16 protein-coding genes are annotated in these 15,276 nt (G+C 63.4%); 7 read left to right on the plus strand and 9 right to left on the minus strand.

Going from position 1 to position 15,276, the window contains the following annotated elements:
• Window positions 1–52 precede the first annotated feature (52 nt).
• On the minus strand, window positions 53–1,126 hold the full coding sequence (alr, locus tag ACOKS3_RS28690) for an alanine racemase (protein ID WP_103448493.1): 1,074 nt from the start codon (window positions 1,124–1,126) through the stop codon (window positions 53–55).
• A 142-nt stretch (window positions 1,127–1,268) separates the two neighbouring features.
• Entirely contained in the window at window positions 1,269–2,573 is a 1,305-nt protein-coding gene (dadA, locus tag ACOKS3_RS28695) for a D-amino acid dehydrogenase (protein ID WP_103448492.1), read from the minus strand.
• Between the two features lie 153 nt (window positions 2,574–2,726).
• Between dadA and dadR the strand changes: the two genes are divergently transcribed.
• Entirely contained in the window at window positions 2,727–3,215 is a 489-nt protein-coding gene (gene dadR / locus ACOKS3_RS28700; protein WP_003258963.1) for a transcriptional regulator DadR, read from the plus strand.
• 2 nt (window positions 3,216–3,217) lie between these two features.
• Here dadR and ACOKS3_RS28705 read toward each other — a convergent pair whose 3' ends face one another.
• Window positions 3,218–3,571, minus strand: a complete 354-nt coding sequence (locus tag ACOKS3_RS28705; protein ID WP_103448491.1) for a YkgJ family cysteine cluster protein — start codon at window positions 3,569–3,571, stop codon at window positions 3,218–3,220.
• 103 nt (window positions 3,572–3,674) lie between these two features.
• On the opposite strand from ACOKS3_RS28705, the gene ACOKS3_RS28710 reads away from it, so the two are divergent.
• Window positions 3,675–4,967, plus strand: a complete 1,293-nt coding sequence (locus ACOKS3_RS28710; protein ID WP_422763573.1) for an NAD(P)/FAD-dependent oxidoreductase — start codon at window positions 3,675–3,677, stop codon at window positions 4,965–4,967.
• Window positions 4,968–4,979: 12 nt separating this feature from the next.
• Here ACOKS3_RS28710 and ACOKS3_RS28715 read toward each other — a convergent pair whose 3' ends face one another.
• Window positions 4,980–5,210, minus strand: coding sequence for a DUF1127 domain-containing protein (locus tag ACOKS3_RS28715; protein ID WP_103448489.1), 231 nt, complete (start codon window positions 5,208–5,210; stop codon window positions 4,980–4,982).
• A 179-nt stretch (window positions 5,211–5,389) separates the two neighbouring features.
• On the opposite strand from ACOKS3_RS28715, the gene ACOKS3_RS28720 reads away from it, so the two are divergent.
• A complete protein-coding gene (locus tag ACOKS3_RS28720) occupies window positions 5,390–6,820 on the plus strand; it encodes an aminotransferase-like domain-containing protein (protein WP_103448488.1) in 1,431 nt (476 codons plus the stop codon).
• A gap of 60 nt (window positions 6,821–6,880) precedes the next feature.
• A complete protein-coding gene (locus ACOKS3_RS28725; protein WP_103448487.1) occupies window positions 6,881–8,437 on the plus strand; it encodes a phospholipase D family protein in 1,557 nt (518 codons plus the stop codon).
• 2 nt (window positions 8,438–8,439) lie between these two features.
• On the opposite strand, the gene ACOKS3_RS28730 is transcribed toward ACOKS3_RS28725, so the two are convergent.
• On the minus strand, window positions 8,440–9,579 hold the full coding sequence (locus tag ACOKS3_RS28730) for an MFS transporter (RefSeq protein ID WP_103448486.1): 1,140 nt from the start codon (window positions 9,577–9,579) through the stop codon (window positions 8,440–8,442).
• A gap of 103 nt (window positions 9,580–9,682) precedes the next feature.
• Window positions 9,683–11,176, minus strand: coding sequence for an aldehyde dehydrogenase (locus tag ACOKS3_RS28735; RefSeq protein ID WP_103448485.1), 1,494 nt, complete (start codon window positions 11,174–11,176; stop codon window positions 9,683–9,685).
• 196 nt (window positions 11,177–11,372) lie between these two features.
• On the opposite strand from ACOKS3_RS28735, the gene ACOKS3_RS28740 reads away from it, so the two are divergent.
• Both ACOKS3_RS28740 and ACOKS3_RS28745 read left to right on the plus strand, forming a co-directional pair.
• Window positions 11,373–11,732: a cupin domain-containing protein gene (locus tag ACOKS3_RS28740; RefSeq protein WP_159412763.1), complete on the plus strand. Its 360-nt coding sequence runs from the start codon at window positions 11,373–11,375 to the stop codon at window positions 11,730–11,732.
• Window positions 11,733–11,815: 83 nt separating this feature from the next.
• Window positions 11,816–12,019, plus strand: coding sequence for a hypothetical protein (locus ACOKS3_RS28745; protein WP_103448483.1), 204 nt, complete (start codon window positions 11,816–11,818; stop codon window positions 12,017–12,019).
• A gap of 66 nt (window positions 12,020–12,085) precedes the next feature.
• On the opposite strand, the gene rpmG is transcribed toward ACOKS3_RS28745, so the two are convergent.
• Both rpmG and rpmB read right to left on the minus strand, forming a co-directional pair.
• Complete coding sequence (rpmG, locus tag ACOKS3_RS28750) at window positions 12,086–12,241, minus strand: 50S ribosomal protein L33 (protein ID WP_003253507.1); 156 nt, start codon at window positions 12,239–12,241, stop codon at window positions 12,086–12,088.
• Between the two features lie 11 nt (window positions 12,242–12,252).
• Window positions 12,253–12,489, minus strand: coding sequence for a 50S ribosomal protein L28 (rpmB, locus tag ACOKS3_RS28755; RefSeq protein ID WP_003253504.1), 237 nt, complete (start codon window positions 12,487–12,489; stop codon window positions 12,253–12,255).
• 361 nt (window positions 12,490–12,850) lie between these two features.
• Here rpmB and ACOKS3_RS28760 point away from each other — a divergent pair, with 361 nt between their 5' ends.
• Window positions 12,851–14,440, plus strand: coding sequence for an ABC transporter substrate-binding protein (locus ACOKS3_RS28760; protein ID WP_103448482.1), 1,590 nt, complete (start codon window positions 12,851–12,853; stop codon window positions 14,438–14,440).
• Window positions 14,441–14,545: 105 nt separating this feature from the next.
• Here the strand turns inward: ACOKS3_RS28760 and radC are convergent, their stop codons facing one another.
• Window positions 14,546–15,226, minus strand: coding sequence for a RadC family protein (gene radC, locus ACOKS3_RS28765; RefSeq protein ID WP_103448481.1), 681 nt, complete (start codon window positions 15,224–15,226; stop codon window positions 14,546–14,548).
• Window positions 15,227–15,276 lie beyond the last annotated feature (50 nt).

Here is a 15,276-nt window from a genome sequence, read left to right on the forward strand (position 1 = left end):
TGCCGTTCAGTATTTACAACACACCGCCCCTCATGCTGTCCGCTTCGGCGCCTTATTCGCCGTAATAGTCCAGCGGCACGCGTTTCAGGTTGCAGAAGATCTGGTAGGGAATGCTCCCGGCCTGCATCGCCACATCACTGGCCAGCACCTGCTTGCCCCACAGCTCGACCGGGCTGCCGACGGTAGCCTCGGGCACGTCGGTGAGGTCGATGCAGAGCATGTCCATCGACACACGGCCAATCAGCTGGCTGCGCTTGCCGGCAACCATCACCGGTGTGCCGGTGGGCGCATGGCGCGGGTAACCGTCGGCGTAGCCCATGGCGACCACGCCAACGCGGGTCGGGCGCGGGCTGACGAACTTGGCACCGTAGCCCACCGGCTCACCGGTAGGCAGCTCGCGCACACTGATGACCCGCGATTGCAGGGTCATCACCGGCTGCAGGCGCGCAGCCTGGGGCTGGTCGGCTTCGAAGGGGCTGGCGCCGTACAGCATGATGCCTGGGCGCACCCAGTCGCTCGGGGCCTGCGGCCAGGCCAGCACACCGGGCGAGTTGCGCAGGCTGCATTCGGCAGCCAGGCCTTCACGGGCGGCGTTGAACACGGCGATCTGCTGCTCGGTGGCGTCGGCCTCCGGCTCGTCGGCGCGGGCAAAGTGGCTCATCAGCACGATGCGCGAAACCTTGCCGCTGGCCAGCAGGCGCTGGTAGGCGTCGTGGTAGTCCTTGGGGTGCAGGCCGACACGGTGCATGCCGCTGTCGAGCTTGAGCCAGATGGTCAGCGGCTTGTGCACCTGGGTCTGCTCGATGGCTTCGAGCTGCCACAGCGAATGCACCACGCACCACAGGTCGTGCTCGGCGATCAGCGCCAGTTCGCTGGCTTCGAAGAAACCTTCGAGCAGCAATACCGGGGCCTTGATGCCGGCCGCGCGCAACTCCAGCGCTTCTTCGATGCAGGCCACGGCAAAGCCATCGGCTTCGGGCTCCAGGGCCAGGGCGCAACGCACGGCACCGTGGCCGTAGGCGTCAGCCTTGACCACGGCGAGGGCCTTGGCACCGGACAGTTCACGGGCCAGACGGTAGTTGTGGCGGAGGGCTTGCAGGTCGATCAGGGCGCGGGCGGGTCGCATGGCGGCTGCCTTATGGTGGTTCACAAGTTGAAAACGGTGTTGGGTCTTTCGCGGGGCAAGCCCGCTCCTACAGGTTTCACACAGGGCGACGCGGGCCCTGTAGGAGCGGGCTTGCCCCGCGAAGGGGCCAGTACAGGCGACCTTACTGCTGGTGGGCAGGCGCGGCCTGACCGTGCTTGGCGACTTCCGGGCTGTTGCCATACCGGGAGATGTCCAGGCCTTCGGCACTGATCTGCGGCTTCTTGCGCGCAATCAGGTCGGCCAGCAAGCGGCCAGAACCGCACGCCATGGTCCAGCCCAGCGTACCGTGGCCGGTGTTGAGGAACAGGTTGCGGAACGCGGTGGCACCCACGATCGGCGTACCGTCCGGGGTCGCCGGGCGCAGGCCGGTCCAGAAACTGGCCTCGCTCAGGTCGCCGCCGCGAGGATAAAGGTCGTTGACGATCATCTCCAGCGTTTCGCGCCGACGCGGGTTCAGCGACAGGTCAAAACCGGCGATTTCAGCCATGCCGCCAACGCGGATGCGGTTGTCGAAACGGGTGATCGCGACCTTGTAAGTCTCGTCGAGAATGGTCGAGGTCGGCGCCATGTCGGCATTGGTGATCGGCACGGTCAGCGAGTAACCCTTGAGCGGATACACCGGGGCCTTGATGCCCAGGGGCTTGAGCATCTGCGGTGAGTAGCTGCCCAGGGCCAGCACGTAGCGGTCGGCGGTTTCCAGCTTGCCGTCGATCCACACACCATTAATGCGGTCACCGGCGAAGTCCAGGCGCTGGATGTCCTGGCCGAAGCGGAACTCCACACCCAGCTTCACCGCCATTTCGGCGAGCTTGGTGGTGAACAGCTGGCAGTCGCCGGTCTGGTCGTTGGGCAGGCGCAGGGCGCCAGCGAGGATGTCCTTCACCCCGGCCAGGGCCGGTTCCACACGGGCAATACCATCACGGTCGAGCAGCTCGTAAGGCACGCCGGACTGTTCGAGCACGGCGATATCCTTGGCCGCGGCGTCAACCTGGGCTTGGGTGCGGAACAGCTGGGTAGTACCCAGGCTCCGGTTCTCGTAGGCAATACCGGTTTCGGCGCGCAGTTCGTCGAGGCAGTCACGGCTGTACTCGGACAGGCGCACCATGCGCTCTTTGTTCACTGCGTAGCGACTGGCGGTGCAGTTGCGCAGCATCTGCGCCATCCACAGGTACTGGTCGACATCACCGGTCAGTTTGATGGCCAGGGGCGCGTGGCGCTCCAGCAACCACTTGATGGCTTTCAGCGGCACGCCGGGGGCGGCCCAGGGCGAGGCATAGCCGGGCGAGATCTGGCCTGCGTTGGCAAAGCTGGTTTCCAGGGCCACTGCCGGCTGGCGGTCGACCACGGTCACCTCAAAGCCTTGCCGGGCCAGATAATAGGCACTGGCGGTACCAATCACACCGCTACCTAGTACCAATACTCGCATCGTTCATCCCTCGCGCGCGGCGCACCGCTATTTTGTTGATATGGCATGGATGCGCGCAGTATAAGAATCTGAGCCCAGTGCAATTCACTATATAAAAGCCTATTATTGGCGAGAATTCTCGGCAAAATCGCCTTTCACGGAGGGGCATCCCCTATGAGAACCCAGCACCAGAGCAAGCGTGAACTGGACAAGATCGACCGTAACATCCTGCGCATTCTGCAGAATGACGGGCGTATTTCCTTCACCGAACTGGGCGAGAAAGTTGGGCTTTCCACCACGCCTTGCACCGAGCGCGTGCGCCGCCTGGAGCGCGAGGGCATCATCATGGGCTACAACGCCCGGCTGAATCCGCAGCACCTCAAGGGCAGCCTGCTGGTGTTCGTGGAAATCAGCCTGGACTACAAGTCCGGCGACACTTTCGAGGAGTTCCGCCGTGCGGTGCTCAAACTGCCCCATGTGCTGGAATGCCATCTGGTATCCGGCGACTTCGACTACTTGGTGAAAGCGCGCATTTCCGAAATGGCCTCATACCGCAAGCTGCTCGGCGACATCCTGCTGAAGCTGCCACACGTGCGCGAGTCGAAGAGCTACATCGTGATGGAAGAGGTGAAAGAGAGCCTCTGCCTGCCGATCCCTGACTGAGGCTAGACCAGCACCTGGCGCGTGCTGGCGATGAACTGGTGGACCAGCTGTTCGGCTTCGGGCTCGATCATCGGGTCCGGGCCTCGGCCACGCGGGCAGGCCATGCGCGGCGTGGTGCCGAACAGGCGGCAGATCATCGGCCGTTCTTCATAGACGGTGCAGCCGTTGGGGCCCAGGTGCACGCAGTTCAGGTGCTCCAGCGCGGCCTCCTGTTCGGCCTGGGTCTTGCGCGGCAGGCGGGCCATCTCCTCCGATGAGGTGGTCACCGGGCCGCAGCAGTCATGACAGCCGGGCTCGCATTCGAACGAAGGAATGAGCTCGCGCAGGAAGTGGATCTTGTGACGGTTGCAGGACATGGCTGGGTACAAGATTGAAAGTGAAATCCGGTTTGAATTATAGGGCCAATTACCAAGCCACGGCTTATCCTCCTACAACCAAAATCGCCACAGGACCTCGCTCATGATTCACAGCGCGCAGCACGCCGCCTCCTACTACGCCGCCAGCAGCGCGCCCCACCCGGACCATTCCTACCTGCAAGGCGAACACAGCGCCGACGTGTGTATCGTCGGTGGTGGCTACTCGGGCCTGAACACCGCCATCGAACTGGCCGAGCGCGGCTTCTCGGTGATCCTCCTGGAAGCACGCAAGCTCGGCTGGGGCGCCAGCGGGCGCAATGGCGGCCAGCTGATTCGCGGCGTCGGCCACGGCCTGGAGCAGTTTCTCCCGGTGCTCGGCGAAGAAGGCGTACGCAGCCTGAGGCTAATGGGCCTGGAAGCCGTGCAGATCGTTCGCGAACGGGTCGAGCGCCATGCCATCGCCTGCGACCTGACTTGGGGCTACTGTGACCTGGCCAACAAACCCAGCGAGCTGAAGGGCTTTGCCGAGGATGCCGATGAACTGCACAGCCTGGGCTACCGCCACGAACTGCGCCTGGTCGGCAAGGACGACATGCACAGCGTGGTGGGTTCCGACCGCTACGTCGGCGGCCTGATCGACATGGGTTCGGGCCACCTGCACCCGCTCAACCTGGCCCTGGGTGAAGCGGCCGTGGCCAGCCACCTGGGCGCAAAGCTGTTCGAGCAGTCCGAGGTCACGCGCATCGACTACGGCCCTGAAGTCCAGGTGCACACCGCCCAGGGCCGGGTGCGCGCCAAGACCCTGGTGCTGTGCTGCAATGCCTACCATAACGACCTCAACCGTGAGCTGGGCGGCAAGGTGCTGCCCGCCGGTAGCTACATCATTGCCACCGAGCCGCTGGACGAAGAACGCGCCCATCAGTTGCTACCGCAGAACATGGCCGTGTGCGACCAGCGTGTGGCGCTGGACTACTACCGCCTGTCGGCCGACCGCCGCCTGTTGTTCGGCGGTGCCTGCCACTATTCCGGGCGCGACCCGAAGGACATCGCCGCCTACATGCGGCCGAAGATGCTCAAGGTGTTCCCGCAGCTGGCGGATGTGCGCATCGATTATCAGTGGGGCGGCATGATCGGCATCGGCGCCAACCGCCTGCCACAGGTCGGCCGCCTGGCCAGCCAGCCTAACGTCTACTACGCCCAGGCCTATGCGGGCCACGGCCTCAACGCCACCCACCTGGCCGCGCGCCTGTTGGGTGAAGCGATCAGCGGCCAGGAAAGCGGGCGCTTCGACCTGTTCGCCAAGGTGCCGCATGTCACCTTCCCCGGCGGCAAGCACCTGCGCTCGCCAGTACTGGCCCTGGGGATGCTCTGGCATCGGCTCAAAGAGCTGGTCTGAGGCCTTGGATTGCTAGTCTCTCCAGAAGGGTTTGCGCCCCTCGGTATGTGCCTGCTCCCAGCTCAGGCCGATGTCCCGCAGCTGGTGATCATCCAGCTGCAGCAGGGCTCGGCGGGTGTGCCAGCGATGCAGCATCAGCCCCCAACGCCCGAGCCCTACCGGTGCGTTGAAAACCTTGGTCTGCTGCCCGGCGTCCAGTTCCTTGGCCAACAGTTGCAAGCGCACATCGCTCATGCCACCCATCGCTGCTCTCTCCCATTCAGTGTGTAACCGTGGAGAAAGCATGCGCGACGACAAGTGTGGCAATACAGATCCAATACTGGCTTATTATTCCCATACAGAATTGGTCGTCTGACGCCTGAATGCTGTATTTTCAACGCAACTGTACTGGTCGCTTCCTACAAGAAGCGTAGGAGTATGCCGTGACCCTCTACCTGAACCTCGCCGAGCTGCTCGGTGCGCGCATCGAACAGGGCCTCTACCGCCCCGGCCAACGCCTGCCATCGGTGCGCGCCCTCAGCGTGGAGCACGGTGTCAGCCTGAGTACCGTGCAGCAGGCCTACCGCATGCTCGAAGACAGCGGCATGGTCTCGCCACGGCCCAAGTCCGGCTACTTCGTCAGCGACCACCGCCACCTCCCTGCCCTGCCCGCGGTCAGCCGCCCGGCCCAACGCCCGGTGGATATCTCGCAATGGGAGCAGGTACTGGAACTGTTACGCAGCACCCCGCGCCAGGATGTGATCCAGCTCGGCCGCGGCATGCCCGACATCGACAGCCCGACCCTCAAGCCGCTGCTGCGCAGCCTCGCCCAACTGAGCCGGCGCCAGGACATGCCCGGCCTGTACTACGACAACATCCATGGCAACCTGGCCCTGCGCGAGCAGATCGCCCGGCTGATGCTCGACTCCGGCTGCCGCCTGGGGCCGGCCGACCTGGTGGTAACCACGGGCTGCCATGAGGCGCTGTCGTGCAGCATCCGTGCAGTGTGCGAGCCGGGCGATATCGTCGCGGTCGACTCGCCAAGCTTCCACGGCGCCATGCAGACCCTCAAAGGCCTGGGCATGAAGGCCCTGGAAATTCCTACCGACCCGGTCACCGGCATCAGCCTCGAAGCCCTGGAACTGGCGCTCGAGCAATGGCCGATCAAGCTCATCCAGATCACCCCGAGCTGCAACAACCCGCTCGGCTACATCATGCCCGAAGCCCGCAAGAAAGCCCTGCTGAGCCTGGCCCAGCGCTACGATGTGGCGATCCTTGAAGACGACGTGTATGGCGACCTGGCCTACACCTACCCGCGCCCGCGCACCCTCAAGTCGTTCGACGACGACGGCCGTGTGCTGCTGTGCAGTTCGTTTTCCAAGACCCTCGCCCCTGGCCTGCGCATCGGCTGGGTCGCCCCCGGCCGCTACCTGGAGCGGGTGCTGCACATGAAATACATCAGCACCGGCAGCACTGCCAGCCAGCCGCAACTGGCGATCGCCGACTTCATCGCCGCTGGCCACTACCAGCCCCATGTGCGACGCATGCGCAGCCAGTACCAGCGTGGCCGCGACCTGATGAGCGACTGGGTAACCCGCTATTTCCCGCCCGGTACCCGGGTCAGCCGGCCGCAAGGCGGCTTCATGCTGTGGGTGGAGTTGCCCGAAGATTTCGACACGCTACGCCTGAACCGCGCTTTACTGGAGCAGGGTGTGCAGATCGCCGTGGGCAGCATCTTCTCGGCCTCGGGCAAGTTCCGGCATTGCCTGCGCATGAATTTCGCCGCGCGGCCAACACCGGAGATCGAAGCGGCCGTGCGCAAGGTTGGTGAAACCGCCCTTCGTCTAGTGGCTGAAGGCAACGTCGAGGCGTAACTTTGCGCCGCCTTTCGTAGTCCAACCCCTTAGTGCTTTGCCGTACAGGACGATTCACCCTTGAGACTCCAGCGAGCCTTGTCTCTGCTGCTGGTGCTGCTGCTCGGCCTCAATGGCTGCGCCAGCATCGGCACGCCCCACGAAACCAGCCAGGCCCTGCCCGCCAGCGAGTCGGCATTCGGCCGCTCGGTGTTGCGCCAGGCCGCGTCCTATAACGGGCGTTCGGGTTTTCGCCTGCTGCCCAACAGCAACGAGGCCTTCCGTGCCCGCGCCGAGCTGATTCGCAACGCCCAGGCGAGCATCGACCTGCAGTACTACATCGTCCACGATGGCTTGAGCACCCGCGCCCTGGTGCACGAACTGCTGCGTGCAGCCGACCGCGGCGTACGCGTGCGCATCCTGCTCGACGACACCACCAGCGATGGCCTGGACACCATCATGGGTACCCTCGATGCCCACCCGAACATCGAGATCCGTGTGTTCAATCCGTTGCACCTTGGGCGCAGCACAGGCGTGACGCGTGCAGTCGGCCGCCTGTTCAACCTGTCGCGCCAGCACCGTCGCATGCATAACAAGTTGTTTCTGGTAGACAACAGCATGGCCATCGTCGGCGGGCGCAACCTGGGTGACGAGTACTTCGATGCCGAACCCAACCTCAACTTCACCGACATTGACCTGCTTGGCGTCGGCCCGGTGGCCGAACAACTGGGGCACAGCTTCGACCAGTACTGGAACAGCGCCCTGAGCCGGCCGATCACCGACTTCCTCTGGCATGCCCCGGATGCCGATGACCTGCGCGCCAGCCGCCAGCGTCTGGAAGTGTCCCTGGCCCAGGCGCGGGTACAGCGCAAGGCGCTGTATGACCGGCTCATGTCCTACCAGACGCAACCGCGCCTGGATACGTGGCGCAACGAACTGATCTGGGCCCACGCCCAGGCACTGTGGGATGCGCCGAGCAAGGTATTGGCCGATGATGAGCCGGACCCGCAACTGCTGATGAGCCAGCAACTGGCACCGGACCTGGCCAACGTGCAACGCGAGCTGATTTTGATGTCGGCCTATTTCGTGCCGGGTGAGCCGGGTTTGCTGTACCTGACCGGCCGGGCCGACGCCGGGGCTTCGGTCAAGTTGCTGACCAACTCGCTGGAAGCCACCGACGTGCCGGCGGTACACGGCGGTTATGCACCCTATCGCCGCGCGCTGCTCGAGCACGGCGTGCAGCTGTTCGAATTGCGTCGTCAGCCAGGCGCCCCGCCCCCTGCGCGCCTGAGCTTCCATGGCAGCAGCTCGGACTCGAGCCTGCACACCAAGGCCATCGTGTTCGACCGCCGCAAGACCTTTATCGGCTCGTTCAACTTCGACCCTCGCTCGGTGCTGTGGAACACCGAGGTTGGCGTGCTGGTGGACAGCCCGGAGCTGGCCGAATACACCCGCGAGCTGGCCCAGCAGGGTATGGCGCCAGCGTTGAGTTACCAGGTCAAGCTGGTGGGCGACAAGCTGGTCTGGGCCACTGAGGACAATGGCCAACGGCACATGCTGACATCAGAACCAGGCGGCCTCTGGCGACGCTTCAATGCCTGGATCAGCAAGGCCGTTGGCCTGGAGAAAATGCTCTAGGCTCAGGCCGAGGCAGGCTCGAATGCTCCGCGCCTGCGGGTCAGCACCACCAGGCCGGCTGCCCCCGCAGCCATCAGCCACAGCAGCGCATGCCCGCTGATCCACTGGCTCCCCGCGCCGGCCAGCAACGGCCCGAGCAGGCAACCGATACCCCATAGCTGCGCCACATGAGCATTGGCCCGCACCAGGGCGTCATCGCGATAGCGCTCGCCGATCAATATCAGCGACAAGGTGAACAAACCACCGGCACTGGCACCGAACAGCACCCACAGGGGCCAGATCGCGGGTGTGTCCAACAACAACGGAATCGCCAGGCTGGAAACCATCAAGGTCACCGCACAGCCGGTGAACAGAGCCTGCCGCGACATGTGGTCGGCCAAGGCGCCGATCGGCAACTGCAGCACCGCATCGCCCACCACCACGGTGCTGACCATGAACAGGGCGACCTCGGTGCTGAAGCCCTGCTCCAGGCAATACACCGGCAGCAAGGTAAGAATCATCGCCTCGAAGGCGGCAAACAGGGCGACAGCCCAGGCAATCACCGGCAAGCGGCGGCAGAAGGCGAACAGGTCGCCGAAGGTCACGCTGCAGGCTTCGGTGCTGGGTGCGCCACCACGCCCGAGCAGCAGCAAGGGTGCCAGCAGCAACAGCCCGGTCGCGGCCCAGAAACCGAAGTCATCGCCGGAACCGAGGAAACCCAGCACCAACGGCCCGGCCAGCTGGCTCAGGGCGTAGCTGCTGCCGTACAGCGCCACCAGGCGACCGCGCCATTGTTCGACCACCAACTGGTTGATCCAGCTCTCGCCAAGGATGAACACCACGGTCAGCGACATGCCTATGAGCAGGCGCAGGGCCAGCCACAACGGGTAGCTTGGGAGCAGCGCCACCAGGCCAATGGACAGCGCCCCACCCCAAAGGCACAGGCGCATCGCCGAGGGCACGCCGACCCAGCCGGCCAGGCGGCTGGCCAAGCTGGCCCCGAGCAGCACGCCCAGCGCCGGCATGGCCGCCATCACGCCGATGGCGAACCCACCGTAGCCCCAAGCCTCAAGGCGCAGAGACACCAGCGGCATGCTCACACCGAGCGCGAGCCCGACACTGAGCACCGACGCCAGCACGGCAAAATAGGTTCCCCAACGCATTGCAGCCTCCCAGGCAGAATTCTTGAATGGCAGAAACGACGAAGCCGGGGCGGTATGAGCCGCCCCGGCCATTGTTGGGGCCGCTAGGCGGCCCCCACTGGAATTACAGCTTGATCCAGGTCGCCTTCAGCTCGGTGTACTTCTCCAGTGCATGCAGCGACTTGTCGCGGCCGTTGCCCGACTGCTTGAAGCCACCGAACGGCGCGGTCATGTCGCCGCCGTCGTACTGGTTGACCCAGACGCTGCCAGCGCGCACGGCACGGGCGGTCTTGTGGGCCTTGGAGATGTCCGAGGTCCAGATGCCAGCGGCCAGGCCATACGGGGTGTCGTTGGCGATGGCGATGGCTTCTTCGGCGGTGTCGAAGGCGATCACCGACAGCACTGGGCCGAAGATTTCTTCCTGGGCGATCTTCATGGCGTTGGTCACGCCGTCGAAGATGGTTGGCTCGACGTAGGTGCCACCGGTTTCTTCCAGGGTGCGCTTGCCGCCGGCCAGCAGCTTGGCGCCGTCCTTGTGGCCGGCGTCGATGTACGACAGCACGGTGTTCATCTGCTGGGTGTCGACCAGGGCACCGACGGTAGTCTGTGGGTCCAGCGGGTTGCCTGGCTTCCAGCCTTTGAGGGCCTCGACCACCATTGGCAGGAACTTGTCCTTGATCGAACGCTCGACCAGCAGACGGGAACCAGCGGTGCAGACTTCGCCCTGGTTGAAGGCGATGGCGCTGGCCGCAGCTTCAGCGGCGGCTTGCAGGTCCGGGGCGTCGGCGAAGACGATGTTCGGGCTCTTGCCGCCGGCTTCCAGCCAGATGCGCTTCATGTTCGACTCGCCAGCGTAGACCATCAGCTGCTTGGCGATCTTGGTCGAACCGGTGAACACCAGGGTGTCGACGTCCATGTGCAGGGCCAGGGCCTTGCCCACGGTGTGGCCATAGCCTGGCAGCACGTTCAGCACGCCAGCCGGGATACCGGCTTCGATCGCCAGCTGGGCGATGCGGATGGCGGTCAGCGGGGATTTTTCGGACGGCTTGAGCACCAGCGAGTTACCGGTAGCCAGGGCCGGAGCGATTTTCCAGCAGGCCATCAGCAGCGGGAAGTTCCACGGCACGATGGCACCGACCACACCCACCGGCTCACGGGTCACCAGGCCAAGCTGGTCGTGTGGCGTAGGGGCGACTTCGTCGTAGACTTTGTCGATGGCTTCGGCGGTCCAGTGAATGGCTTGCGCCGCGCCCGGCACGTCGATGCTGGAGGAGTCGCCGATCGGCTTGCCCATGTCCAGGGTTTCCAGCAGCGCCAGCTCTTCGACGTTCTTGCGCAGCAGGTCGGCAAAGCGGATCAGCTTGGCCTTGCGCTTGGCTGGGGCCAGTTGCGACCAGACGCCGGAATTGAAAGTGGCGCGTGCATTTTCCACGGCGCGGTTGGCGTCGGCCAGGTCGCAGCTGGCAACCTTGGCCAGGAAGCGTCCGTCGACCGGGCTCAGGCAGTCGAATGTTTCACCGGATGCGGCGTCGGTGTATTCGCCGTTGATGAAGGCGCGGCCTTCGATCTTCAGTTGCTGGGCACGTTGTTCCCAGTCCGCACGAGTCAGGGTGGTCATACGAAACTCCTCCTCTTGTTTAGGTGCAACGCCGCACTGAGGACTCACTGGCGTTGTCAGAATGCTGGCCGGGCGACGAGCGCACACGGGCAAGCGATACCCTAAACCAGGCGGGGTAAAGTATCAATATATTTGACACGAACAGCCTAAAAGCCTACTGATGTGCATTTTATTAAACAACAACAGGAGCCGCACCATGAGCATCGACAGCATCATCGACTTCGCCCAGGTTCTCACCGAGGCCGAACGCTACCGCCCTGCGGCGGAAAAAATTCTCAAGGGCGAGCCGGACCAGGCTGTCTACAACCACTATTCCAGCCCATGCGGGCAGTTTGCCGCAGGTGTCTGGGAAGGTGAGGTGGGGCAATGGACGGTGAGCTACACCGAGCATGAATATTGCGAGATCGTGCAGGGTGTGTCGGTGCTGCGCGACCAGGATGGCGGGGCCAAGACCCTGCGTGCCGGTGATCGGTTTGTCATCCCGGCAGGCTTCAAGGGCACCTGGGAAGTGCTGGAGCCTTGCCGCAAGATCTATGTGATGTTCGAGCAGAAGTAATTATGTAGCGCCGACGCCTTCATCGGCTGCGTGAGGATGATCCCGCCCGCATCGGGCCATTCTCACGCAAAAGGAAGCTCATCATGAACAACGACGAAGTGTTGCAAGCTCTCTCCCACCTGGTCGGTACGCCCTACGAGCCGTCGGTGAAAAGCACCATCACCGAAATCACTGGCCGCCCTCGCGTCGTAGGGCCTAACGAAATGAGTACAAAAGAATACGACATCAACCGGATTCACATCCGCACCGATGCCAACCAGCTGATCCAGGGCTTCAGCTTCAATTGATCTTGCCGCAGGCATAAAAAAACCCGCGTCCTTTCGGATGCGGGTTTTTTTCAGGTCGCCGATCAATTACTTGATCTTGGCTTCCTTGTACACCACGTGCTTGCGAACAACCGGATCGTATTTCTTGATCTCGATTTTGTCCGGGGTGGTGCGCTTGTTCTTGTCGGTGGTGTAGAAGTGGCCGGTACCGGCACTCGAAACCAGACGGATCAATTCACGCATGATGTTCTCCCTTAAACCTTGGCGCCAGCTTTACGGATATCAACCAGAACGGCGTCGATGCCGCGCTTGTCGATGATACGCATGCCTTTGGCGGATACGCGCAGACGCACGAAACGCTTCTCGGATTCAACCCAGAAACGGTGGTGCTGCAGGTTCGGCAGGAAACGACGACGGGTTTTGTTGTTTGCGTGGGAAATGTTGTTCCCGGTTACTGGACCCTTACCAGTAACTTGACAGACTCTCGACATGACTCAGCCCTCTAAAACCACATGCCCAACCCGGCATGGGTTGGCCGCTTAATCTCTCAGTCTTTGGCGCCAGGCGCCGTGATTCTGGAGGTCTTATCGACCGGATCCGCTGATGCGACAGGCCGAGCCCCTAGAAAAGAGCGCTGCTTTATACCAGAAAGACTACGCCGCAACAACAGAAGATGAGCATTCGTGTGCTGCAAATAGCGCGCGAGCAGCATAGCGACTCGCCCGCCGCGCTGTCGACCGCTCGTCGCCAAGCGACTGAAAAAGAAGGTGGTCATTTCCGAAAACGCGCACTAGGGTAGGACTTTTCCAGACTGCGCCGGCAGATGGGCCACTGACCAGCCAAGGAGCCACGATGCGTGCTGCCGCCCTTTCCTTATTGTTCACCTCCCTGATCGCCGCGGGCGTTGCCCAGGCCACGCCGCTGAGCATCTGCACCGAGGCCAGCCCTGAAGGCTTCGACGTGGTCCAGTACAACTCGCTGACCACCACCAACGCCTCGGCCGACGTGCTGATGAACCGCCTGGTCGAGTTTGACGTGGGCCAGGGCAAGGTGGTGCCCAGCCTGGCACAGAGCTGGACGGTGTCGGCCGATGGCCTGACGTATGACTTCAAGCTGCGCGACGGGGTGAAGTTCCATACCACGCCGTACTTCAAACCCACCCGCGAACTGAACGCCGACGACGTGCTGTTCAGTTTCCAGCGCATGCTCTACCCCGCCCACGCCTGGCACAAGACCGCCCCGGGCGGTTACCCGCATGCCCAGTCGCTGCAACTGGGCAGCTTGATAAAGACTATCGAGGCGCCCGAGCCGAACTCCGTGCGCTTCACCCTGACCCACGCCGATGCCACCTTCCTGGCCACCCTGAGTATGGGCTTTGCCTCGATCTACTCGGCCGAGTATGCCGACAAGCTGATGAAGGACGGCACCCCGGAGAAGCTCAACAGCCAGCCTATCGGCACCGGTCCGTTCGTCTTCCAGCGCTTCCAGAAAGACGCAGTGGTGCGATATCGCGCCAACCCGGATTACTTCGACGGCAAGCCTGCGGTCGACCCGCTGATCTTCGCCATCACTACCGACGCCAACGTGCGCCTGCAGAAGCTCAAGCGCAACGAATGCCAGGTGGCCCTGTCGCCCAAGCCGGTGGACATCACGGAAGCCGGCAAGGACGGAAATCTCAAGGTCGCCACCACGCCGGCGTTCATGACCGCCTTTGTCGCCATCAACAGCGAACACGCGCCGCTGGACAAGCCTGAAGTACGCCAGGCGATCAACCTGGCCTTCGACAAGCAGGCCTACCTCAAGGCAGTGTTCGAAGACACCGCCACCGCCGCCAACGGCCCCTACCCGCCCACCACCTGGAGCTACGCCAAGGACTTGCCCGGCTACCCGCTGGACCTGACCAAGGCCAAGGCATTACTGGCCAAGGCAGGCCTGGCCGATGGTTTCAGCACGACCATCTGGACCCGTCCGTCGGGTAGCCTGCTCAACCCCAATCCGAGCCTGGGGGCACAGATGCTTCAGGCCGACCTGGCGAAGATCGGCATCAAGGCGGAAATCCGCGTGATCGAGTGGGGCGAGCTGATCCGCCGGGCCAAGGCGGGTGAGCATGACCTGCTGTTCATGGGCTGGGCCGGTGACAACGGCGATCCGGACAATTTCCTCAGCCCGCAGTTTTCCTGCGCGGCGGTAAAGTCGGGGACCAACTTCGCACGGTTCTGCGATGACCGCCTGGACCAGCTGATCAGTGCCGGGCGCACCACCACTGACCAGAGCGTGCGCAGCCGGCTGTACCAGCAGGCACAAACCCTGATTCAGCAGCAGGCGCTGTGGGTGCCGCTGGCGCATCCGACGGCGGCGACGCTGTTGCGCCAAGGGGTCGAGGGGTATCAGGTGAGCCCGTTCGGGCGGCTGGACTTCAGCAAGGTCTCGGCTACTCGCTAAACCTGCACCGGCCCTTTCGCGGGACAAGCCCGCTCCTACAGGAATCGCGGCACTTGTAGGAGCGGGCTTGACCCGCGAAGAGGCCGGCACAGGCTGTAGAAGGTTCTAAGCCACAATCCACCCCTGCTCGACCATCGACAGCGGCTCACCGTCGCCAATGATGATATGGTCCAGCACCCGTACATCAATCAACCCCAACCCCCGCCTCAGCGACAGTGTCAGGTGCACATCATCCTGGCTCGGCTCACTGTTGCCCGAAGGATGGTTGTGACACAGGATCAGCGCCGCCGCATTGTGTTGCAGCGCCCGCCGCACCACTTCTCGCGGGTAGACGCTCGCCCGGTCTATCGTGCCCCTGAACAGGATCTCGAACGCTAGCGGCCGGTGCTTGGAATCTAGAAACAGGCAGCCAAACACCTCACTGGACTCATGACGCAGCATGGACTTCAGGTAACGCCGAACTGACGCCGGACTCTCCAGAACCGGCTTGCGCTCGATGGACTCGTCCAGATAACGCCTGCCGATCTCAAGCAAGGCCTGCAGCTGCGCATATTTCACCGGCCCCAGCCCTGGCTCGAGAAGCACGGCCTCACGGTCTGCCTCAAGAAACTGCCTAAGCCCGCCAAAGCGCAGCAAAATCCCTCGAGCCAGATCCAGCACATTGCGCCCGGCAACCCCCGAGCCCAGCAATACGGCCAACAATTCGGCATCCGACAGCACCGACGCCCCGCGCTCCAACAACTTCTCCCTCGGCCGCTCTGCAGCCGGCCACTCCCTGATATTCATCCCCGCTCCCTGCCCTTGCTGCGGCCCGTTTCGGCCCTGTGTTAATCTAT

The organism is Pseudomonas sp. HS6-2 (assembly GCF_049325675.2).
Lineage (GTDB): Bacteria > Pseudomonadota > Gammaproteobacteria > Pseudomonadales > Pseudomonadaceae > Aquipseudomonas > Aquipseudomonas putida_N.

Excerpts from the sequence above, each read along its gene's own strand:
- alr (WP_103448493.1), bottom strand. The coding sequence starts at position 1,126 with ATGCGACCCGCCCGCGCCCTGATCGACCTGCAAGCCCTCCGCCACAAC.
- ACOKS3_RS28715 (WP_103448489.1), bottom strand. The coding sequence starts at position 5,210 with ATGGGTGGCATGAGCGATGTGCGCTTGCAACTGTTGGCCAAGGAACTG.
- radC (WP_103448481.1), bottom strand. The coding sequence starts at position 15,226 with ATGAATATCAGGGAGTGGCCGGCTGCAGAGCGGCCGAGGGAGAAGTTG.
- dadA (WP_103448492.1), bottom strand. The coding sequence starts at position 2,573 with ATGCGAGTATTGGTACTAGGTAGCGGTGTGATTGGTACCGCCAGTGCC.
- ACOKS3_RS28745 (WP_103448483.1), top strand. The coding sequence starts at position 11,816 with ATGAACAACGACGAAGTGTTGCAAGCTCTCTCCCACCTGGTCGGTACG.
- rpmB (WP_003253504.1), bottom strand. The coding sequence starts at position 12,489 with ATGTCGAGAGTCTGTCAAGTTACTGGTAAGGGTCCAGTAACCGGGAAC.
- ACOKS3_RS28740 (WP_159412763.1), top strand. The coding sequence starts at position 11,373 with ATGAGCATCGACAGCATCATCGACTTCGCCCAGGTTCTCACCGAGGCC.
- ACOKS3_RS28735 (WP_103448485.1), bottom strand. The coding sequence starts at position 11,176 with ATGACCACCCTGACTCGTGCGGACTGGGAACAACGTGCCCAGCAACTG.
- ACOKS3_RS28730 (WP_103448486.1), bottom strand. The coding sequence starts at position 9,579 with ATGCGTTGGGGAACCTATTTTGCCGTGCTGGCGTCGGTGCTCAGTGTC.
- ACOKS3_RS28710 (WP_422763573.1), top strand. The coding sequence starts at position 3,675 with ATGATTCACAGCGCGCAGCACGCCGCCTCCTACTACGCCGCCAGCAGC.
- rpmG (WP_003253507.1), bottom strand. The coding sequence starts at position 12,241 with ATGCGTGAATTGATCCGTCTGGTTTCGAGTGCCGGTACCGGCCACTTC.
- dadR (WP_003258963.1), top strand. The coding sequence starts at position 2,727 with ATGAGAACCCAGCACCAGAGCAAGCGTGAACTGGACAAGATCGACCGT.
- ACOKS3_RS28760 (WP_103448482.1), top strand. The coding sequence starts at position 12,851 with ATGCGTGCTGCCGCCCTTTCCTTATTGTTCACCTCCCTGATCGCCGCG.
- ACOKS3_RS28705 (WP_103448491.1), bottom strand. The coding sequence starts at position 3,571 with ATGTCCTGCAACCGTCACAAGATCCACTTCCTGCGCGAGCTCATTCCT.